Source organism: Nonomuraea sp. NPDC048826, from assembly GCF_043198225.1.
GTDB lineage: Bacteria > Actinomycetota > Actinomycetes > Streptosporangiales > Streptosporangiaceae > Nonomuraea.
The window spans coordinates 357,650-377,504 of sequence record NZ_JBICUQ010000005.1 but is presented as its reverse complement, the minus strand read 5'-3'; the positions used below and the strand labels follow the sequence as shown (position 1 = coordinate 377,504).

Here is a 19,855-nt window from a genome sequence, read left to right as displayed (position 1 = left end):
GGAGCACAGTGCAGGTCACCCTCGCTCATCCCAGAGAGCTGGGAGACGCCGAAGTAAGCCGCTGGCGCGCGTTGCAAGACAGCGATCCGGCGTTCGACAACCCGTTTCTTTCTCCCGAGTTCACGCTGACCGTGGGCACGCTTCGCGACACCGTACGGGTGGCGGTGCTGCAGGACGGGCCCGACATCGTGGGGTTCTTCCCGTTCGAGCGTCACCCGCTGGGCATCGGGAAGCCCGTGGCCGCCGGGCTGACCGACGCGCAGGGCATGGTCTACGCCAAGGATCTCGACCTCGCCCCCTACCGGCTGCTGCGGCAGGCGGGGCTCAGCGTCTACGAGTTCGACCACCTGGTGATGGGCCAGCCCCTGCTGGGCGCCCGTTACGAGACCTACCCTTCGCCGATCATCGACCTGCGCGCCGGCTTCGGCCCCTACACCGACTACCTGCGGGCCAACTCCGGCAAGACCTACAAGACGACCCTGGCCAAGTCGCGCAAGCTGGGACGCGAGGCCGGCGAGGTGCGCCACGAGTACGCGATCACCGACCCGGCGCCGCTCCACACGCTGCTCGGCTGGAAGACCGACCAGTACCGCCGCACCGGCCGCACCGACCGGTTCTCCCAGCGGTGGATCGTCGAGCTGGTCGAGCGGCTGCAGGCGACCCGGTCCGAGAGCTTCGCCGGGGTGCTCGACATGGTGTACGTCGGCGACCGGCCGGTGGCCGGCCACTTCGGCGTCCGCACCCGCACCACCCTGGCCGGCTGGTTCCCCGCCTACGACACCGACTTCGCCAAGTACTCCCCCGGCCTCATCCACCACCTGGCGATGGCCGAGAAGGCCGCGGCCGCCGGCATCCAGGTGATCGACATGGGCCGGGGCCCGAAGGAGTACAAGGAGAAGCTGAAGAACGGCGAGTTCACGGTCGCCGAGGGCCGCCTCGCCCGGCCGGGCCCCTCGGCCGGCGTCCACTGGATGATGCGGGTGCCCGCGCGCAAGGCGAGGGCCACCGTGCTGGCTCATCCGGTGCTCCACAAGACCGCTGACAAGGCGCTCAAGACGTTCGGAAGATTGCGGGCGACCCTGGCAGGATGAGCCCGCCATGAAGCTGATCGAGGAGCGCACCGGACGCCACTGCCTGTGCCTGCCGTCCAACCGCCTCGGCCTCTACCTGGCGCTGCGCCACTGGTGCGCGCCGGGTCAGCGGCTCCTCATGTCGCCGGTCTCCGCCGACGAGATCCTCTTCCTCGTGCTCGCCGCCGGCCTGCGCCCGGTGATCGCGCCGCTGTCGCCGCGTGACGGCAACATCGACGCCGCCCGCGCCGACCTCTCGGCGGTGGACGCGGTCCTGACGACCAACCTGTACGGGCTGCCCGACCAGGTGACGGCGTTCACCGGGAAGGTGCTCGTCGAGGACGTCGCCCACGCCATGGAGACCTCGGTCGGCGGCCGGCCGCTCGGCACGTTCGGGGCGGCCGGGGTGTTCAGCCTGTCCAAGCACGCCGGGGCGGGCGCCGGCGGGGTGCTGGCCGTGGCGGACCTCGCCGACCTGAAGGCGCTGGAGCGGGCCCGCGACGCCCTGCTGCAGCCGGGGTCGTGGCGGGCGGAGCTGGTCTCCGTGGCCACCTCGATGGCCCGCCAGGCGGCGCTCCGGCTCGACCTGGTGCGGCCCGCGCTGTGGCTCATGCGGGCGCTGCGCCTGCAGGAGGAGCGCGACGGCTACCGCATCGCGCTGCTGGCCCGCGAGCTGGCCGAGGCGCTGCCGTACGCCCCCTCCCTGCCGACCTTCGACCCGTGGGTCCGCGCCGACCTGCATGATTACCGGGCCGCGCGGGGCCGCCTGTCCCGGTGGTACCAGACCAGGCGGGTGGCCAAGGTGCCGCGCGAACGCGAGCGCCGGCTGGCCGGGGTCGCGCTGCTGGCCGACCTGCCGATCGCCGCCCCCGCCGTGCGCGAGCACCTGGACCAGCCGTTGTTCAGGGTGCCGATGCTGGTGGACGACCGCGACGCGGCCATCGCCGGGCTGGAGAGGCAGGGGGTGGCGACCGGCTACCTCTACGACCCGCCGTACGACGACTACGCGCCCGGGGTCACCGTGCCGTCGCCCGACCCGGAGCCGGCCCGCTGGTGGGCCCGCCACGTGCTCCCGGTCGATCCGCTCTACGCGCGCCGGGCGCTGCCGGTGCTGCGCGAGCTGGAGCCGGCGCCCGCGCTCAGCCTTCCTTGATCATCTCTGCCAGGATCCGGCAGCCCCGCCGCACCTGCGCGAGCGACGCGGACCCGTACCCGATGACCAGGCCGTGCACCCGCTCGGGCCCGTGATGGTGGCGCTCGGCCGTGTCGAGCAGCACCCCACGCTCCCGCGCCCGCTCCATGATCCGCGGGGCCAGGCCAGGCGGCAGCTCGGCCAGCACGTGCAGCCCGGCGGTGTCGCCGCGCAGCCGGCAGACCGCGCCGAGCACCTCCACCACCACGGCGCGCCTGCGCGCGTACTCCAGCCGCATCCTGCGCAGATGGCGATCCAGGTCGCCCTGCTCCAGCAGGTTGACCACGGCCTGCTGGACCGGCCCGCTGGTGCGGTCGGAGACGGCCCGGCGGATGGCGGCGATCCGGTCGAGCAGCTCGGGCGTGCCGACCAGCCAGCCGACGCCGACGTCGGGGGCCAGTGACTTCGAGAGGGTGCCCAGCAGCACCACCCGCGACGGGTCGAGGCCGTACAGCGCGGGCAGCGGGGCGACGTCGTAGCGGAACTCGGCGTCGTAGTCGTCCTCCACGACCGTCGCGCCGGTGCGCCTGGCCCACGACAGCAGCCGCTCGCGGCGCGGGATCGGCAGCCGCCCGCCCAGCGGGTACTGGTGGGCGGGGGTGGTGTAGAGGACGCGCAGGCCGTCGGGCAGGCCGTCGACGATCACCCCGTCCTCGTCGACGGGGCACGGCAGCACCTCCGCTCCCCTGGCGGCGAACACGGTGCGCGCCACCTGGTAGCCGGGGTCCTCGACGCCCGCGCGGGTGCCGGGGCCGAGCAGCGCCTGCGCGCACAGGTCGAGGCCGTTGCCGGTGCCGCGGGTGACCAGGATGTTCTCCGGTCCGACGGCCACCGCCCGGGTGCGGCGCAGGTGGCCGGCGAGCAGCTCCCTGAGCCTGGGCAGGCCGTAGGGGTCGGGGTAGTCGCCGGGCGGCAGGTCGGCGGCCTTGCGCCAGGCCCGTCTCCAGGCGGCCACGTCGTAGTCGCGCACCCAGGGGTGACCGGGGGTCAGGTTGATCACCTCGTCGCCGGGCCGCTCCCTGCGCGCCATCTTCGGGGCGGACGGCTCCGGCGCGGCCGGGGCGGCCGGCGGCGTCTCCAGCGAGGCCACGAAGGTGCCCGAGCCGTGCCGGCCCTCCAGCCAGCCCTCGGCGTAGAGCTGCTGGTAGGCCTCCGTCACCACGGTGCGGCTGACCCCGAGCTGGACGGCCAGCCCGCGTGACGACGGCAGCCGCTCACCGGCCGAGAGCGCGCCGGACAGCATGGCCTCGCGCAGCCGCGCGGCGAGCTGGACGATCAGCGGCACCTCGGACTCCCGGCACAGGGAGATGGGGAGATCGACGAGAGCGCGCAAGTGGTCTCCGGGAAGGGACTGATAGTGGCTCTCCAGGATAGGTCCACTTCACGGTTACGGTCGCGTCATGCTCTCCACCACCGCACGCACCCGGCTGGGCCGCTCCAAGGAGCGCGCCAGCGCGGACAGGGACGATCTGTACGAGGTCCTCGACACGGGCCTGATCTGCCATCTGGGCGTGGTGGCGGACGGCTACCCCATGGTGGTGCCCACCGGCTACGGGCGCGTCGGCGACACCCTTTACCTGCACGGCTCGACCGGCGCCCGGTCGCTCCGGGCCGCCGCGGGCAACGAGGTCTGCGTGACGGTGACCCACCTCGACGGCATCGTGCTGGCCAGGTCGGTCTTCCACCACTCGGTGAACTACCGCTCCGCGCTCGTCTTCGGCCGGGCCAGGCTGGTGACGGACGAGGAGGAGCGGCTCACCGGGCTGCGGGCGCTGAGCGAGCAGCTGGCTCCGGGCCAGTGGGACTACGCCCGGCGTCCGGACCGCAAGGAGCTGGCCGGCACCGCCGTGCTGGCCCTGTCGCTGGAGGAGGCGTCGGTCAAGATCCGCCGCGGGCCGCCCTCCGACGAGGACGACGACTACGCGCTTCCCGTGTGGGCCGGGGTGCTTCCCGTGGTCACCGCCTGGGGCGACCCGGTGCCGGATCCGGTGCTCCCCGACGGAATCGGCATACCTGTTCACATAAGTGACAGAAAGTAGTTCCATGAACCAGGGCGAACCTGGCAAACTCGCTCTCTAGATCACGCGTCTCATCAGGTGGGCCACCCTGTCAACGAGGCGGACATATGGAGTGGAGCGCACCCGGCTACACGGAGATCAGGCAGCTTGGCGCCGGCGCCAGCGGCCGGGTCGTGCTGGCCGTGCACGAGGAGACCGGCGTCAAGGTCGCGATCAAGTACCTCTCCGAGAGGTGGCGACGCGACCCGGCCGCGCTGGGCAGGTTCCGCTCCGAGGCGCGGATGCTGACCACCTTGCGCGACCCGAACGTCGCCACCCTGTGGGAGTACATCCAGGACCCGCAGGGCGCCGCCATCGTCATGGAGCTGGTCAACGGCGTCCCGCTGCGCGCGCTGCTGCGTGAGAGCGGCGCCACCGGGCCCGAGGCGGCGCTGGTGGTGCTCAAGGGCTCGCTGCTCGGCCTGGCCCGGGCGCACGCGCTCGGCCTGGTGCACCGCGACTACAAGCCGGAGAACGTGATCGTCCGTGAGGACGGCCACAGCAAGCTGGTCGACTTCGGCATCGCCGTCAAGCAGGGGCAGGCGACCCGGGCCGAGGGCACGCCGCCGTACATGGCCCCGGAGCTGTGGTCCGGCGGGCCCGCCACCCCGGCGACCGACGTGTACGCGGCCACGGCCGTGTTCTTCGAGTGCCTGACGGGCCACCGGCCCTACCGCTCGTCCGAGCCCAGCGTGCTGGGCTACCAGCACCTCCACGCCCCGGTCCCGGCGCACGACGTGCCGGAGCCGGTCCGCGAGCTGATCCAGCGCGGCCTGGCCAAGAACCCCGCCGACCGGCCGGCGGGCGCCGAGCCGTTCGTCGCCGAGCTGGAGGCGGTCGCCAGGGCGGCCTACGGCGACGACTGGGAGGAGCGCGGCCGCCGGCGGCTGGCGGCGCTGGTGCTGCTGCTCGGGCTGCTGCTGCCCGAGCCGCCCGAGCCCGCCCCGCAGGTGACCACCACCCTGGCCCACACGGCGTTCAGGGGAGCGCGGAGCAAGGCGCTGCGCGTCGCCATGGCCGGCGGGCTGGCCGCCGTGGTGAGCGCCGCCGTGGTGGTCGTGGCCGTCAACAGGGAGACGCCCACCCGGCTGAACCCGGTGGCCGCCGCGCCCACGGACCCGCCCTCGCTGACGCCGTCCCTGCCTCCGGCGCAGACGCCCGAGCCGACCCTCGGCCCGGTCTCGGATCCGACCGCCGAGCGGGACCCGGTGCTCGGCCGGCTGCCGACCGTCGGCGAGCCCACGCGGACCCCGCCCAGCACGAGCGACATCCCGGCCGTCGTCACCAGCGGCTTCTCCGACCCGCGCACGACCGGCCCCGGCGCCCCGCGCACCGACCCGCCGGAAACAGGCAGCACCTCGGCGCCGCCCACGACGTCCGAGCCGCCGACCAGCTCTCCGCCGACCACGCCGACGGAGACCCCCACCACGAGCCCCCCGACCACGAGCACGCCGACCACGGGCACGCCCACCGCGAGCACGCCCACCACGGGCACGCCCACGCCGAGCGACCCCGTCACCAGCGCGCCGCCCGAGACCGCGGTGTCCTCGCTGACCGTGAGCGGGTTCGTCGTCCGGGGCGCCGTGGCCGCCGGAGCCTTCACCGTCGACGCCACCGGCACCGGCCCGATCACCGCCCGCGCCACCTGGCGCGTCGCAGGAAAGGCCGTGCACACCGAGCGGTTACGGCTCGGCGACGCCCGTACCTACACCCGCACCGTCTCGCACGACCTGGGCGAGCGCCCCTGCGGCAAGGACGTCACCCTCACCGTCGTCTCCGACCCGCCCGCACGCGGCGGCGACGCGACGGCCGCCGTGAGCGTGCCGCCCTGCCCGACCGAGGTGACGGGGCTGCGGGTGAGACTGGCCATGGCGGGCGCCACCGCCCGGGCCACCGTGTCCGTGCGCACCGACGGCACCGGCGGGGTGCCGGTGGCGGCCGCCTTCGCGGTCAACGGCGACCAAGTCGCCACCCGGTCGGCGAACGCGTCCGGGCGCACCTCGTACGTGAGGACCTTCCGGCACGCGTTCCGTAGCCGCCCGTGCGGCTCCACCGTCACCGTGCGGGTGACCGCCGGGGGCCGCTCCGCCACCGGCCGCGCCGCCGTCGTCTGCCCCGTCGAGGTGAAGAGCGTCTCCGTCGTGCGCGCCGTGGCGGGCCGGGGCGGGATGACCGCCACGGTCGCGGTGACCACCGGCGACCAGCGGCCGGTCCGCCTCGTCGTGGGGTTCTACCAGGGCGGACGGCTCGCCGGCACCAGGCAGCTCACCCTGTCCGGCGCGACCTCGTACTCCAGGACGCTCAGGGTCGCGGTGAAGACCGCCTGCGGGTCGTCCTGGCTGGTACGGGCGAGCACCCGGCCCGGCGCGGGCAACGGCGTCTCGCAGCGCGGCGGCGAGCTGCCGGCCTGCGAACCGGAGGTCACGGAGACTCCGCAACCGCAGATCGACTGACCTGCGCTGTTCCGATTTCGGATAACTGCTGCCGGTGATAGCGAAACGCCAGTTAAGCTACGCTCCGTCTGTTGAGGGTGGGGGCCCGGAAAACCGTAGAGGAGACCGCTATGTACGGCGATGAGCGGTGGGGGGTCCCCGGTTACACCGAGGTCCGTGAGCTGGGCACCGGCGCCGCCGGCCGGGTGGTCCTGGCCACGCGCGATCACGACGGGGCCGAGGTCGCCATCAAGTACCTGTCCGACCGGCTCAGGGACGACGTCAGCTTCGTGGCCAGGTTCCGTCAGGAGGCCAGGCTGCTGGGCGCGATGCGCAGCCCGCACAACGCCAGGCTGATCGACTACGTCGAGACCGGCAACGGCGCGGCCATCGTCATGGAGCTGGTCAACGGCGTCTCCCTGCGCGAGCTGCTCCGCTCGGAGGGGCCGACCGGCCCCGAGGCGGCGCTGACCGTGCTGAAGGGCTCGTTACAGGGCCTTGCCGCGGCGCACGCCATGGGCATCGTGCACCGCGACTACAAGCCGGAGAACGTGATCGTCCAGGGCGACGGCCAGAGCAAGCTGGTCGACTTCGGCATCGCCGTGGCCGCCGGCGTCGGGGCCAGCGCGGCCGGCACGCCGCCGTACATGGCGCCGGAGCAGTGGTCGGGCGCGCCCGCCTCTCCGACGACCGACGTGTACGCGGCCACCGTGGTCTTCTTCGAGTGCCTCACCGGCGCCCGACCGTACCGCGCGACCAACCTCGCCGCCCTGGCGCGGCAGCACCAGGCCACCCCGCCGCCCGTCGAGGAGGTGCCGCCGGCTCTGCAGGGCCTGGTGGAACGGGGGCTGGCCAAGCACACCATCGACCGGCCCGAGTCCGCCGACGCGTTCCTGGTGGAGCTGGAGACCGTCGCCCGCGAGGCGTACGGCGACGACTGGGAGGAGCGCGGCAGGCGGCGGCTGGCGTCGCTGGCGGGCCTGCTCCTGCTCCTGTGGCCGATGCCGCCGGAGGCGCCGGCGGAGGCGATCACCACGCTGGCCGAGACCCGGTTCGGCGGCCCGGCCAAGCTGCTGAGCAAGGTGTCCGCCAAGGCCGCGGTCACCACGGCCTGTGTCGGCGTGGCCATCGCCGTGGCGGTCGTCCTGGTCAACCCGTGGAAGGGCGACACCGCCCTGCGCGCGCAGACCAGCACCACCTCGCCCACCGTCGCGCCGCCCACCCCGACGGCCGAACCGGAGGAGACCGAGTCGCTCGACCCGGTCGAGACCGAGACGCCCGAGGAGCCGACGCCCACGCCTGAGGAGACGACGCCGCCGCAGACCCAGACGGCCGCGCCCATCGCCCAGCCGACCACCCGCAGCCCCACGGCCAGGCCCAGCAAGACGCGCAAGCCCACGCCGCGGCCGACCAGGACCAGGGTGCGCACCCCCTCGGCCACGCCGACCGAGACGCCGGAGCCGCAGCTCACCGGTAAGGCCGGCACCGACAACCAGGGCACCGCCCAGCCGACGCGGACCACGGCCGCGCCCACCCAGGCGCCGACCCGCCGGCCGACCAGGCAGCCGACGCGTACCCCGTCCTCGGAGCCGACGCCCACGCCGAGCGAGACCTCGACCGACGAGGAGCCGCCGAGGATCACCAGGACGCCCGAGCCGGAGATCACCGAAGGAGCCGCGTTGCTGGGGCTCGGACTGGTGACGTCCGGCGCGGTACCCGTCACACTGGCGGTGAGGCGACGCATGGCGGGGCGTCACCGCAGGAAGCGCTGACGCTCCGGGGGGCAGACGGCGATGAGCCAACCGAGACACGGGATCGCGGGGTTCCGGCTGACCGAGCACACGTGGATCACCGAGCTGGGCAACTGGATCGACGCGATCTCGCCCGACGGCCGCAGGGCCGGGGCACTGCTGTTCGACTCGCGGATCATCGAGCTGCCGGGGGTGCGTGACCGCGTGGTCGCGGCGGTGCTCACCGACCGGCAGCTCGTCATGGGCGGCCTGGGCGGGCTGATCCCGGTCGCCGACGTGGTGGCGGCCGGTGACCAGGTGTGGCTGCTCACCGGCCAGGCGGTCACCCCCACCCTGTCGAGCCTGCTGGCGTCCGGCGCGGTGGAGGCGTCAGGCGCGGCGGCGGTGCTGGCCGACACGGCCCAGACCCTGCTCGCGCTGCACGCGTCGGGGGTGGCGCACGGCTCGGTGCACCCGGGCACGGTGGTCGTCACGGCCGACGGCGCCGCGCTGCTGTCGGAGCGCGGGCTGGCCGACGCCATCCGGGGGGAGAACTCGCCGCCGGACCGCGACGTGTCCGGCTGGGCGGCCCTGGCGCGCGGCCTCGCCGGCGCCTGCCAGCGCCAGGCGCCGCAGGCCGCCGCGATGTTCGAGCGGGCCGCCGCCACGGCGACCACCCACGGGCTGGCGGCCGCCAGGAGCGGCCTGCTCGCCGAGTCGCACGCGCTGCCCGGCGGCATGCTCACCCGTGACCGGCTGGCGCAGGCGGCACGCGGCCAGTCGGTGTTCGCGCAGCCGCCCGCGTACGCCAGGTCCGCCGAGATCGAGCAGGAGCGCGACGAGGGCGACATCGTCACCCTGCTGCACGTCCCGCAGGGCCGTGAGAGCGCGCGCCACACCGCGCACGCCGGCCGGGCGACCACCCATCCCAGTCCCGGCCGCGGGGAGGCGATGCGGTTCGGCCCCGGCGTCGAGGCGGCCCCGCCGCAGACCGCGGCCGAACGGATCTGGCGCGACGGCGCTCCCTCCGGCCGGGGCGGGCGCAAGGCGGCCGTCCGCGCGCGACGCCGCCGGACGATCGTGTCGGCGCTGGTGTTCGCGGCCGTCATGGCCGGGGCGATCCTGGCCTGGCTGCGGCTCAGCGGCGGCGACGCCCCGCCCGTCACGGTGGAGCGGCTGGCCGTCAGCGCGTCGGAGAAGACGGTGGGCTGCGACGGCGACGCGTTCGTCTCCGGCACGATCACCACCAACGGCGGGGTCGGCGACATCCGCTACGAGTGGCGGATGAACCTCGACAAGGACGTCGAGGAAGGCACCCTGCGCGCCACCTCCGGCACCACCTCCTACGACGTCGACCTGACGTGGCGGCTCCAGGGCGAACGCACCGCCAAGGCCACGGTCACGCTGAAGGTGCTCTCGCCCGGTCCGGCCCGCAGCGCGAAGACGACCTTCACCTACAAGTGCTGAATGCACATCAAAGCGGTTGTTTACTACGCTGACGTGCATGACCTCGCAGACCCCCGCGGGCTGGTACCCCGACCCGTACGGCTCTCCCCAACTGCGGTGGTGGGACGGCGACGAGTGGACCGACGCCACCCACCCGATGGAGCAGGGCCCGACGGATCAGGGGCCGGCGCCGCAGCAGCCTTCCGGACCCCAGCAGCCGTCCGGCCCGCACCAGCAGCACGGCGACCAGCAGCCCGACTGGCCCTCGGCGGGGGCCAACCCCACGCTCGCCTACGGCCAGCCGCCGGTGCAGGGCGGGCCGCCGGCGCCGGCACAGCCGGGCCCGTACGGACCCTCGGGCCCGCAGCAGGCCCCGTACGGCCAGCCGGGCGCCTCCGGTCCCCAGCAGCCCTCCTTCACCCCGCCCGGCGGCTCCGGTCCGCAGCCGTACGGACAGCCCGGCCCCTACGGTCAGTCCGGCCCCTACGGTCAGTCCGGCCCCTACGGTCAGTCCGGCCCTTACGGTCAGTCCGGTCCGCAGCAGGCCCCGTACGGCCAGCAGCCGCCCTATGGCCAGCAGGCTCCGTACGGGCAGCAACCGCCGCATGGCCAGCAGACCCCGTACGGGCAGCAGGCGCCGTGGGGCGGGGCCGGTTACGGCGCCCCGCCCAAGAAGAGCAACCCGACGCCGTGGATCATCGGCGGGGCGGCGGCGGTGCTCGTGCTGGCGATCCTGGTCGTGGCCGGCATCGTCTTCGTCAACAACGCCGCCGACCCGGTCGCCGCGCCGACGCCGACGACCCAGGCCCCGACGGAGGATCCGCCGCAGACCGAGGAGCCCGACCCGGACCCGGTGCCCTCCACCGACCCGCCGCAGTCCTCCGGCGAGCTCCCGCAGCCGGTGGACGGGCGGGTCACCGATCCCCAGCTCAAGGTCTCGTACGAGGTGCCCGAGGGCTGGGAGGCGTCGAAGTCCGCGGAGATCAACAGCACCCAGCCGGGGGCCCAGCTGTGGAGCAGCGGCGTGCAGAAGACGTCGCAGGAGCGGTTCGACGGCCAGTCCGACTGGATCGGCAACGTCTACACCGGGCTGCTCAGCGAGCGCTACCCCTATCAGGGGGTCGACGGGATCGGCCTGTCGGCCAAGGCGGTCTACACCGACTTCAACAACAGGTTCTACTCGCTCAAGCACACCAGCAAGATCGTCAAGGACGAGGCGATCAAGATCGGCGACCGTGACGCGTGGCTGGTGCAGTACGAGCTCGACTTCACCGAGATCTCGGAGGAGAAGGGCTTCGAATGGAAGAAGGAGAACGGCGCCGTCGTGCTCATGGACCGCGGTGAGGGCGAGCGGCCGGCCCTCGTCTTCGTGTCGGTGCCCGACAACCTCGGCACCGATGTCGTGGACAAGGTGGTGAGCTCGCTCAAGCCCGCCTGAGCGGTGGCACTAGGCTGGTGGCACAAGCAAGCGGGCGGGTCACTCCGAGCCGCTGCGGCGAGGAGAACGCATGAGTGATTCGCTGGTCTGGATCGACTGCGAGATGACGGGTCTCGACCTCGGGCGCGACGCGCTCGTCGAGGTGGCGTGCGTCGTCACCGACAGCGAGCTCAACGAGCTCGACAAGGGCGTCGACGTGATCATCAAACCGCCGCCGGAGTCGCTGGAGCAGATGTCCGAGGTCGTCCGCGAGATGCACACCGCGTCGGGGCTGCTGCCGGAGCTGGCGACCGGGGTCACGCTGGCAGAGGCCGAGTCGCTGGTGCTCGACTACATCCGCCGCCACGTGCCGGAGCCGAAGAAGGCCCCGCTGTGCGGCAACTCGATCGGCACCGACCGCACGTTCCTGGCCAGGGACATGCCGGCGGTCGACGCCTATCTCCACTACCGGATGGTCGACGTGTCGTCGATCAAGGAGCTGGCGCGGCGCTGGTATCCACGGGTCTACTTCGCCGCGCCCGGCAAGCAGGGCGGCCACAGGGCTCTCGCCGACATCCTGGAGAGCATCAGGGAGCTGCGTTACTATCGTGCCGCGGTGTTCGTCGGTCAGCCCGGGCCCGACTCGGCGACGGCTCGGACACTCGCGGAGCGTGTCAGCGGTTAATCGGTGGCGTGAAGAGTCCCGAACACCGCTACACTTTTCCTGTGCCGTCCACGCGGGCGGCACCAATGGTGGGTGTAGCTCAGTTGGCAGAGCGCCAGGTTGTGGTCCTGGATGTCGAGGGTTCAAGTCCCTTCACTCACCCCAGGTGCTGACGGCCGGTCCTTCGGGACCGGCCGTTGCCGTTTTCTTCCGGCAACTCCCCAAAAACATGTCAATGCGAGTTATGCTCGCTGTCTACCGCTAACGCCGGTTGGTCGGGGGGACTCGGCGATCTGACCGTCTGCCGCCCCGGAGGCCGGATGAGAGTCGACGACGCAGCGTTCGATAGCGTGTTCACGTCCTTGAGCAAACGTGAAGCCGAGGTCATGGACCTGATCGCGACAGGACAGTCCAACAGCCAGATCGCCCAGCGGCTGTTCCTCAGCGAGAAAACGGTCAAGAACCACGTCAACCGCATCTATGCCAAGCTCGGCGTGGACTCCCGCGTCCGCGCCATCGGCCTCTGGCGTTCCCGCTCCACCGAGTGATCCCGGCGCGCCGGCCCTGAGCCGCGCCTGGGCGCCCGCTCCGGGCCCTAGCCGAACACCGCGGGCGGGGGCACCGGAGCGAGCACCGCGTCGCCTTCCTTGATCGGGGCGGCGCCGGCGACGAACTTCGCCAGCGCTTCCCCGTGCACGCATCTGGCCTGGGTGAGGCCGCCGGCGGCGCGGCGGGTGAGCGCGTCGAGCGGCAGTTCGGCGCGCGAGGCCGCGACGATCAGGTTGCCGAACCTGCGTCCGCGCATCACGCCGGGCTCGGCCATGAGCGCGACGTGGCGGAAGGCGCCGGTGACGGTGGCGAGCAGGCGCCTGGCGAAGGCCAGGCCCTTGCCGTCGGCCAGGTTGATCAACAGCGTGCCGGTGGGGCGCAGGACGCGGGCGATGTCGCCGAGATACTCCACCGTGGCCAGCTCGACGGGCATGGTGGCGCCGGTGAACGCGTCGAGCACCACCAGGTCGGCCGAGGCGTCCCAGACCTTGGCGGTGCCCTCGCGGCCGCCGGCGATGATCATCTTCAGCTTGGGCACGGAGCGCAGGTCGAGCTGCTCGCGGACCAGGTTGACCAGCAGGCCGTCGGGCTCGATCACGATGTGCCGGGAGCCCGGCCGGGTGGCGGCGACGTAGCGGGGGATGGTGCAGGCGCCGCCGCCCACGTGCACGCAGCTGAGCGGGCCCTCGTCGAGCAGGTCGATGACGTCGGCCATGAGCCGGACATATTCGAATTCCAGAAATGTCGGGTCTTGTAGGTCCACGTAGGACTGAGGTACGCCATCCTTGGACAGCACCCAGCCGTCCTGCCTGTCCAGATCCCGCAGCAGCTCCACCTCGCCGAAGCTCACGGGGTACTGGCCGGGCATCGGTTCCCTCTGTCCACGTGCCACGTTCATCTCCTCCTGGGAGAAACCGTATGCGACGCAGAAGGCTGATTGTGGTCGTAGGCGCGGTTCTGGCCGTCATCGCGGCGGCCACCTTCGCGGTCTGGGCCTCGGGCGGCGTGGAGGGCAGCCCCGCCGAGACCGCGGCCGCGTACTTCCAGGCGTGGGAGGACGGTGACGTGGCCGCCATGTCGCGCCTGGTCGACCAGCCCCCCGCCGACTTCCGCGCCCGGCACGACGCGATGAGCGGGGCCCTCGGGGTGGAGCGGCTGCGGCTGGAGCCGGGAGAGGTCAGGAGCACCGGCGAGGAGACGGCCGAGGTGGCGTTCAGCGGCGTCAGGGAGCTGGAGGAGCTGGGCGAGTGGCCGTTCAGCGGCACCCTCCGGCTGGCCGTGCGCGCCCATGCGTGGAAGGTGCTCTGGCAGCCCGACGTCCTGCACCCGCTGCTCAAGGACGGCGGCACCGTCCACCTCGCCGAGGTGTTCGCGTCCCCGTCCGAGCTGGTCACCCGGGAAGGCGACAAGATCCCGCACAACAGCTACGCCGACGCCCACCTGGTGCCGCTGCGCGACGACCGGGAGGACACCGAGGCGATCGGCTGGGTGCTGGTGGCCAAGGCGCCGGGCAAACCGGACCAGGAGTTGCTGCGCGCGGTGCCGGAGGCGAAGAGCCAGAAGACCACGCTGGCGCGCGCGACCCAGGCGGCGGCCGCGCGGGCGCTGGACGCCCGGACGGACGCGGCCATCGTGGCGGTGCAGCCCAGCACCGGGGAGATCCTCGCGGTGGCGGACCGGCTGCGCGACAACTACAGCGCCTTCAAGGACGTCTTCCCGCCCGGCTCCACCTTCAAGGTCATCACGGCGGCGGCCCTGCTGAGCTCCGGGCTCGGTCCCGGTGACCGGGTGCCGTGTCCCGGCACGTACACCGTCCCGGGCCACAGCGTCTTCCGGAACGACGGCGAGGTGGCGCGCGGGACCGTCTCCTTCATCGACGCGTTCGCCTACTCGTGCAACACCACGTTCATCGAGCAGGCGCTCGGCCGGCTGGACGGCTCGGACCTGCGCGAGACGGCCGAGCAGTGGGGGTTCGGGCGCCCGCTGCCCACCGGGGCGGACGGGTTCTGCGGCAAGATCGAGGAGACCGACGACCCCGATCAGCGGGCCATCGACGCCATCGGGCAGGGCACGGTCATGGCCAGCCCGCTCTGCATGGCCTCGGTGGCCGCCGCCGTGCAGAGCGGCACCTGGCGGTCGCCCAGGCTGGTCCCTGAACGGACCGCTCGGATGCTCGACGGCCCCGCGCCCGACCCGGTGGAGCTGGACCCGGGGGTGGTGGACGGGTTGCGCGCGATGATGCGCGCGGTCGTCGACCACGGCACGGCCGGCGGCGGAGGGCTGCCGGCCGACCTCTTCGGCAAGACCGGCACGGCGGAGGTCCCGGACGGGGCCCCGCACGCGTGGTTCATCGGCTATCGGGGCGATCTGGCCTTCTGCGTCTTCGTCAGGCACGGCGGATCCGGCGGGACGGCGGCGGTGCCGATCGCCGCCCGGTTCCTGAACGGGCTCTAACCTACGGTACCGTAGGTTATATGACCACGATCTCCATAAAGCCCGTTCTGCGGGGGTGGTTGCACGCGGGAGCCCTGCCCGTGACGCTGGTCGCCGGGATCCTGCTCGTGGCGCTGGGCCCGACCCTCCAGGCCCGGCTCGCCTCGGCCATCTACGCGATCACCTCGGGGCTGCTCTTCGGCATCTCGGCCACCTACCACCGCGGCACGCTCGGCCCCAGGCTGGCCGAGTGGCTGCGCCGGTTCGACCATGCCAACATCTATCTGATCATCGCGGGCACCTACACGCCGTTCGCGCTGCTCGCGCTCGACGGCCCCGCACAGGCCGCCGTGCTCGGCGTCACCTGGGGCGGCGCGCTGGCGGGCGTGCTGTTCAGGGTGCTGTGGATGGGCGCGCCGCGCTGGCTCTACACCGTCCTTTATCTCGCGCTCGGCTGGACCGCGATCTTCGTGATGCCCCAGCTCCTGGAGGGCGCCGGGGTGGCCGCCGTGGTGCTGGTCGCCGTCGGCGGCGTCTTCTACAGCGCCGGGGCCGTCGTGTACGGGCTGCGCCGGCCCGACCCGTCGCCCCGGTGGTTCGGCTATCACGAGGTTTTCCACGCCTTCACCCTGGCCGCCTACCTCGTGCAGTACATCGCGGTGTCGATCGTGGTCTACTCCCAATGATCGCCCATTCTTGACCGTGCCGGGAGGTGCCCCGACGGCAAGCGGGGACATCAGGGAGGAATGGAACACCTCGCACGCACCTGGTGGCTGCCGCTCGTCCGGGGCATCGCGGCCGTCATCTTCGGCGTCCTGGCGATGATCTGGCCGGGCATCACCCTGCTGGTGCTGGTCACGTTCTTCGGCGCGTGGGCCATCGTGAACGGCGTCATCGCGATCTTCAGCGCGTTCCGCCACGAGGTGCGTTCGCGGGTCTGGGCGGTGGTGGTCGGCGTCCTCGGGATCGCGGCCGGCCTCATCACCTTCGCCTGGCCGGGGATCACCTCGCTCGCCCTGCTCTACGTCATCGCCTTCTGGGCGATCTTCTCGGGGATCGCGGAGATCGTGGACGGGATCCAGCTCCGCAAGGTCATCGCCAACGAGTGGATGCTCATCGTGGGCGGCGCGCTGTCCGTCCTCCTCGGCGTGCTGCTCCTGATCTGGCCCGCCGCGGGGATGCTCAGCCTCGTCTGGCTGATCGGGCTTTTTGCGATCTTGTACGGGATCGCGCTGATCGTGCTGGCCATGCACTTGAAGAAAATCGCCCCATCGAGTGCGAATCCGTAAATTTTACGGATACATCGGCGTTACGGTGGGGAATATACGGTCTGCACGGCTCAACGCGGAGGAGACATGGACGTTCACGCCCGCCTTGCCCGCCACCTGCTCGTCGACGGATACCGACTCGTCCTCGATCTCGAGCTCAGCCAGGGCGCCTGGCTCGTCGACGCTCGCGACGGGCGCCGTTACCTGGACTTCTACACGTTCTTCGCCTCCGCGCCGCTCGGCGTGAACCCGCCGTTCGACCCCGACTTCACCCGGCTGCTCGGCCAGGTCGCCAGGAACAAGCCGGCCAACCCCGACATGTACACCGAGCACCTGGCCGACTTCGTCGACACCTTCACCCGAGTGCTCGGCGACCCCGAACTGCCCCACCTGTTCTTCGTCGAGGGCGGCGCGCTGGCCGTGGAGAACGCGCTCAAGACCGCGTTCGACTGGAAGAGCCGCCGCAACGAGGCCGCCGGCCGCTCGCCCGCGCTCGGTGCCAAGGTGCTCCACCTCACCAAGGCCTTCCACGGCCGCAGCGGCTACACACTGAGCCTGACCAACACCGACCCGGTCAAGACCGAACGGTTCCCCACCTTCGACTGGCCGCGCATCGACGTGCCCGCCATCCACGCCGGCGACGTCGAGGCGGCCGAGGAACACGCACTGGCCCAGGCCCGCGCCGCCTTCGAACGGCACCCGCACGACATCGCCTGCTTCATCGCCGAACCCATCCAGGGCGAAGGCGGCGACAACCACATGCGGCCGGAGTTCCTGCAGGCCATGCAGCGGCTGTGCCACGAGCACGACGCGTTGTTCGTCCTCGACGAGGTGCAGACCGGCGGCGGCACCACCGGCACCGCGTGGGCCTATCAGCAGCTCGGGCTGCAGCCTGACATCGTCGCCTTCGCCAAGAAGGTGCAGGTCGGCGGCATCATGGCGGGCCGTCGGGTGGACGAGGTGCCCGGCAACGTCTTCGAGCGGAGCGGCCGGATCAACTCCACCTGGGGAGGCGGCCTGGTCGACATGGTCCGCAGCCGCGGCATCCTGGAGATCGTCGAGCGTGACGGGCTCATCCCGCGGGCCGGCGCCCTCGGCGCCACCATCCTGGAGCGGCTGGCCAAGCTGGAGGCCGAACATCCGCAGACCGTGTCGAGCGTGCGGGGACGCGGGCTGATGTGCGCCTTCGACCTGCCGACCCCGGCGGACCGGGACGCCTTGATCACCCGGCTGCGCGAGGACGCGGGAGTGCTGGTGCTGCCGTGCGGGCCCCGGTCGGTCCGCCTGCGCCCGGCGCTCAACATCCCCGAGTCGGACGTCGACCACGGCCTCGACGCCCTCGCCACCCTGCTGGAGACCGCGCCCTGACCGGGCGGAGACGGAGTGATCAGGCCCGCGTGTGCGCGTCCTCGTGGGCCTGATCGAGAGAGGCTCCCGCCCGTCGCCTGCGTGATCGCCGGCGACCCGACCGGCGACGGCTGACGCTAGCTGATCGTCAGGCAGGCGATGCGGTCGCCCGCGTCGCCCGCGTCGGGGCCGCTCGTCTCGGTCGGCTTGGCGTGCAGGACCAGGGAGCGCGGCGGCGCGGCCGGGTCGAAGCCCCACGGGTGGCGGGCGGTGGCCCGGCCGGTGCCGGAGGTGTCGGTCTTGAGGTCGAGCCAGATCTCGTTGTCGGCGCTGGCCGGGCCTGGCCGGTGCTGGTAGTGCGGCCCGGCGTCGGTGGCCGCCTTGCCGCACGGCGCGGTGTGCAGGTGAGCGCCGTAGGCGCGGCGCGGCAGGAAGCCCTCGACCACGAGCGAGGTGATCGTCTGGCCGCCGGACGACTCGGCGGTGACGCTGGCCTGGGCGCCGCCGGGCACGAGCTTGCGGTCGTAGCGGATCGCGGAGTCGCCGTCGGCGGTGAACTCGCCGCCGCCGTTGAGCGTCGTGGCGGGCGGGCCGGCCGGCTGGGCGAGCTGGGGCGGGCTCGCCCCACAGCCGGCGGCGAGCAGGACGAGCAGCAGGACGGGCAGGCGTGTCGGCATGCCCCACTCATATCAGTAACCGACCGGCTACGCACCGTGTTTCGCGGCGATGGCGTCGATCCGCGCCGCGAGCGTGAAGTCGAGCTCGGTCAGACCGCCCTGGTCGTGCGTGGTCAGCGCCAGGTGGAGGGTGCGCCACCGGATGTCGATGTCGGGGTGGTGGTTGAGCGCCTCGGCCTCGGCCGCGATCTCGTCGACGACGCGGATGGCGGCGGGGAAGTCGGGAGCGGTGATCGTGCGCCGGATCTCGTCTCCCTCGCGCCGCCAGGCCGGCAGCTCGCGGAGTTTCTGCTCGACGTCCATGTTCCTACTGTAGAGACCCGGATCCGCCTGTCAGCCGAAGTGGGCCCGGGTCTCGGCGAAGGCCCGGTCGGTGCCTTCCAGGGCGCGGGCCACGTCCTGTTCGGTGTGGGCCGCCGACATGAACCAGTTGTGCCAGGGGTGCAGGTAGACGCCGTGCCTGAGGCAGGCGTCGCTCCAGTGCAGGGCCACCGACAGGTCGGCGTCGCCGTCGAAGCTGAGCCACGGGATCGTCACCGGGCCCGTCTGGTTGATCACGAAACCGTGCGCCTTGGCCTGCGCCGCCAGCCCCTCCCTGAGCCGGGTGCCGGCCCGCTCCATCGCCGCGATGCCGTCCGTGTCGCGCAGCGTCTCGATGGTCGCCTTGGCCGCCGCCATGGCCACCGCGGAGAACCAGAACGACCCGGTCGTGTAGAGCGTCTGGGCCGCGCCCCGCAGCGCGTCCGTGCCGGTGACGGCGGCGATCGGGTAGCCGTTGGCCATGGCCTTGGACCAGGCGGTCAGATCGGGCCGCACCCCGTACTGCTCCCACGATCCGCGCAGGTCGACGCGGAACCCCGCGCGCACGTCGTCGATCACCAGCGCCGCGCCGATCCGGTCCGCCAGCGCCCGCGCGCCCCGGGCGAAGGCGGGCTCGGCGAGCTCCTGGTCCTCGAACGAGTCGTGCTTGAACGGCGTCACGATGATCGCCGCCACGTCGCCGTCGGCGCCCGCCGCGGCGGCCTCCAGCGACTCCAGCGAGTTGTAGTCGAACTCGACCAGGTCGGCCCGCTCGTTGGGGGTGGTGCCCGCCGTGGAGGGCGTGCACCAGGGGTCGGCGCCGTGGTAGGCGCCGTGCGCGCGGAGCACCTTGGTACGGCCGGTGGCGGCGCGGGCGACCATGAGCGCCTGGGTGGTGGCGTCGGTGCCGTTCTTGGAGAACATCGCCCAGTCGGCGCTCGGGATGGTGTCCACCAGCAGCTCGGCCAGCTCCACCATGATCGCGCCGGGACCGTTGAGACAGTCGCCGAGCGCGGCCTGGCGGGCCGCGGCCGCCTCGACCCGGGGGTCGTGGTGGCCCAGGACGACCGGGCCCCAGCTGCACATGAAGTCGATGTACTCGCGCCCGTCCGCGTCCCACTGCCGGCACCCCTCGGCCCGCTCGAAGAACTGGGGGTAGCCGGGGGCGAAGATGGCCGCGTTGAGGTGTCCGTACATGCCGCCGGGGACGACCTTGGCGGCCCGCGCGCGGAGTTCGGCGTCTGTCATCGGAGGACTCCTGGGTGTGGATCGG

At 72.6% G+C, this 19,855-nt stretch carries 18 protein-coding genes and 1 tRNA gene; 14 read left to right on the top strand and 5 right to left on the bottom strand.

What is annotated here, in order from left to right:
• Positions 1–8: 8 nt before the first annotated feature.
• Together ACGFI7_RS20100 and ACGFI7_RS20095 are read left to right on the top strand one after the other, a co-directional pair.
• On the top strand, positions 9–1,091 hold the full coding sequence (locus ACGFI7_RS20100) for a GNAT family N-acetyltransferase (protein WP_393406365.1): 1,083 nt from the start codon (positions 9–11) through the stop codon (positions 1,089–1,091).
• Between the two features lie 7 nt (positions 1,092–1,098).
• Positions 1,099–2,223 carry a DegT/DnrJ/EryC1/StrS family aminotransferase gene (locus ACGFI7_RS20095; RefSeq protein WP_393406363.1) on the top strand — a complete coding sequence of 375 codons (1,125 nt, stop codon included), beginning with the start codon at positions 1,099–1,101 and terminating at the stop codon, positions 2,221–2,223.
• Here the strand turns inward: ACGFI7_RS20095 and ACGFI7_RS20090 are convergent.
• Positions 2,210–3,595 carry a PLP-dependent aminotransferase family protein gene (locus ACGFI7_RS20090; protein ID WP_393406361.1) on the bottom strand — a complete coding sequence of 462 codons (1,386 nt, stop codon included), beginning with the start codon at positions 3,593–3,595 and terminating at the stop codon, positions 2,210–2,212. The genes ACGFI7_RS20095 and ACGFI7_RS20090 overlap by 14 nt on opposite strands.
• Before the next feature lie 67 nt (positions 3,596–3,662).
• Between ACGFI7_RS20090 and ACGFI7_RS20085 the strand changes: the two genes are divergently transcribed.
• From ACGFI7_RS20085 to ACGFI7_RS20050, 8 genes are all read left to right on the top strand, one after another.
• Entirely contained in the window at positions 3,663–4,301 is a 639-nt protein-coding gene (locus ACGFI7_RS20085) for a pyridoxamine 5'-phosphate oxidase family protein (protein ID WP_393406359.1), read from the top strand.
• A gap of 86 nt (positions 4,302–4,387) precedes the next feature.
• A complete protein-coding gene (locus ACGFI7_RS20080) occupies positions 4,388–6,772 on the top strand; it encodes a protein kinase (protein WP_393406356.1) in 2,385 nt (794 codons plus the stop codon).
• A 110-nt stretch (positions 6,773–6,882) separates the two neighbouring features.
• On the top strand, positions 6,883–8,523 hold the full coding sequence (locus ACGFI7_RS20075) for a protein kinase (RefSeq protein ID WP_393406354.1): 1,641 nt from the start codon (positions 6,883–6,885) through the stop codon (positions 8,521–8,523).
• A gap of 21 nt (positions 8,524–8,544) precedes the next feature.
• Positions 8,545–9,948: a hypothetical protein gene (locus tag ACGFI7_RS20070; protein ID WP_393406352.1), complete on the top strand. Its 1,404-nt coding sequence runs from the start codon at positions 8,545–8,547 to the stop codon at positions 9,946–9,948.
• 37 nt (positions 9,949–9,985) lie between these two features.
• A complete protein-coding gene (locus ACGFI7_RS20065) occupies positions 9,986–11,365 on the top strand; it encodes a DUF2510 domain-containing protein (protein ID WP_393406349.1) in 1,380 nt (459 codons plus the stop codon).
• 70 nt (positions 11,366–11,435) lie between these two features.
• On the top strand, positions 11,436–12,029 hold the full coding sequence (gene orn / locus ACGFI7_RS20060; protein ID WP_393406347.1) for an oligoribonuclease: 594 nt from the start codon (positions 11,436–11,438) through the stop codon (positions 12,027–12,029).
• Between the two features lie 68 nt (positions 12,030–12,097).
• A tRNA-His gene (locus ACGFI7_RS20055) sits at positions 12,098–12,173 on the top strand.
• Between the two features lie 197 nt (positions 12,174–12,370).
• Entirely contained in the window at positions 12,371–12,556 is a 186-nt protein-coding gene (locus ACGFI7_RS20050) for a LuxR C-terminal-related transcriptional regulator (RefSeq protein ID WP_393406345.1), read from the top strand.
• Positions 12,557–12,603: 47 nt separating this feature from the next.
• Here the strand turns inward: ACGFI7_RS20050 and ACGFI7_RS20045 are convergent, their stop codons facing one another.
• Entirely contained in the window at positions 12,604–13,449 is an 846-nt protein-coding gene (locus tag ACGFI7_RS20045; RefSeq protein WP_393406343.1) for a spermidine synthase, read from the bottom strand.
• Positions 13,450–13,475: 26 nt separating this feature from the next.
• Between ACGFI7_RS20045 and ACGFI7_RS20040 the strand changes: the two genes are divergently transcribed.
• From ACGFI7_RS20040 to lat, 4 genes are all read left to right on the top strand, one after another.
• Entirely contained in the window at positions 13,476–15,011 is a 1,536-nt protein-coding gene (locus ACGFI7_RS20040) for a penicillin-binding transpeptidase domain-containing protein (RefSeq protein WP_393406341.1), read from the top strand.
• Positions 15,012–15,031: 20 nt separating this feature from the next.
• Positions 15,032–15,676, top strand: a complete 645-nt coding sequence (locus ACGFI7_RS20035) for a hemolysin III family protein (protein ID WP_393406338.1) — start codon at positions 15,032–15,034, stop codon at positions 15,674–15,676.
• Between the two features lie 60 nt (positions 15,677–15,736).
• Complete coding sequence (locus ACGFI7_RS20030) at positions 15,737–16,279, top strand: HdeD family acid-resistance protein (RefSeq protein ID WP_393406336.1); 543 nt, start codon at positions 15,737–15,739, stop codon at positions 16,277–16,279.
• A gap of 66 nt (positions 16,280–16,345) precedes the next feature.
• Complete coding sequence (lat, locus tag ACGFI7_RS20025) at positions 16,346–17,626, top strand: L-lysine 6-transaminase (RefSeq protein ID WP_393406333.1); 1,281 nt, start codon at positions 16,346–16,348, stop codon at positions 17,624–17,626.
• 116 nt (positions 17,627–17,742) lie between these two features.
• On the opposite strand, the gene ACGFI7_RS20020 is transcribed toward lat, so the two are convergent.
• Genes ACGFI7_RS20020 through ACGFI7_RS20010 form a run of 3 tightly spaced genes read right to left on the bottom strand, consistent with a single transcriptional unit; the run spans position 17,743 to position 19,830 of the window.
• Positions 17,743–18,282 carry a superoxide dismutase gene (locus ACGFI7_RS20020; protein ID WP_393406331.1) on the bottom strand — a complete coding sequence of 180 codons (540 nt, stop codon included), beginning with the start codon at positions 18,280–18,282 and terminating at the stop codon, positions 17,743–17,745.
• A 27-nt stretch (positions 18,283–18,309) separates the two neighbouring features.
• On the bottom strand, positions 18,310–18,585 hold the full coding sequence (locus tag ACGFI7_RS20015) for a 4a-hydroxytetrahydrobiopterin dehydratase (RefSeq protein WP_393406329.1): 276 nt from the start codon (positions 18,583–18,585) through the stop codon (positions 18,310–18,312).
• Positions 18,586–18,615: 30 nt separating this feature from the next.
• On the bottom strand, positions 18,616–19,830 hold the full coding sequence (locus ACGFI7_RS20010; protein ID WP_393406326.1) for an aminotransferase class III-fold pyridoxal phosphate-dependent enzyme: 1,215 nt from the start codon (positions 19,828–19,830) through the stop codon (positions 18,616–18,618).
• Positions 19,831–19,855 lie beyond the last annotated feature (25 nt).

What these genes read in the sequence shown, in the direction of transcription:
- ACGFI7_RS20080 (WP_393406356.1), top strand. Translation starts at nt 4,388, where the DNA reads ATGGAGTGGAGCGCACCCGGCTACACGGAGATCAGGCAGCTTGGCGCC.
- orn (WP_393406347.1), top strand. Translation starts at nt 11,436, where the DNA reads ATGAGTGATTCGCTGGTCTGGATCGACTGCGAGATGACGGGTCTCGAC.
- ACGFI7_RS20020 (WP_393406331.1), bottom strand. Translation starts at nt 18,282, where the DNA reads ATGCCGACACGCCTGCCCGTCCTGCTGCTCGTCCTGCTCGCCGCCGGC.
- ACGFI7_RS20040 (WP_393406341.1), top strand. Translation starts at nt 13,476, where the DNA reads ATGCGACGCAGAAGGCTGATTGTGGTCGTAGGCGCGGTTCTGGCCGTC.
- ACGFI7_RS20030 (WP_393406336.1), top strand. Translation starts at nt 15,737, where the DNA reads ATGGAACACCTCGCACGCACCTGGTGGCTGCCGCTCGTCCGGGGCATC.
- ACGFI7_RS20015 (WP_393406329.1), bottom strand. Translation starts at nt 18,585, where the DNA reads ATGGACGTCGAGCAGAAACTCCGCGAGCTGCCGGCCTGGCGGCGCGAG.
- ACGFI7_RS20065 (WP_393406349.1), top strand. Translation starts at nt 9,986, where the DNA reads ATGACCTCGCAGACCCCCGCGGGCTGGTACCCCGACCCGTACGGCTCT.
- ACGFI7_RS20085 (WP_393406359.1), top strand. Translation starts at nt 3,663, where the DNA reads ATGCTCTCCACCACCGCACGCACCCGGCTGGGCCGCTCCAAGGAGCGC.
- ACGFI7_RS20035 (WP_393406338.1), top strand. Translation starts at nt 15,032, where the DNA reads ATGACCACGATCTCCATAAAGCCCGTTCTGCGGGGGTGGTTGCACGCG.
- lat (WP_393406333.1), top strand. Translation starts at nt 16,346, where the DNA reads ATGGACGTTCACGCCCGCCTTGCCCGCCACCTGCTCGTCGACGGATAC.
- ACGFI7_RS20095 (WP_393406363.1), top strand. Translation starts at nt 1,099, where the DNA reads ATGAAGCTGATCGAGGAGCGCACCGGACGCCACTGCCTGTGCCTGCCG.
- ACGFI7_RS20075 (WP_393406354.1), top strand. Translation starts at nt 6,883, where the DNA reads ATGTACGGCGATGAGCGGTGGGGGGTCCCCGGTTACACCGAGGTCCGT.
- ACGFI7_RS20010 (WP_393406326.1), bottom strand. Translation starts at nt 19,830, where the DNA reads ATGACAGACGCCGAACTCCGCGCGCGGGCCGCCAAGGTCGTCCCCGGC.
- ACGFI7_RS20070 (WP_393406352.1), top strand. Translation starts at nt 8,545, where the DNA reads ATGAGCCAACCGAGACACGGGATCGCGGGGTTCCGGCTGACCGAGCAC.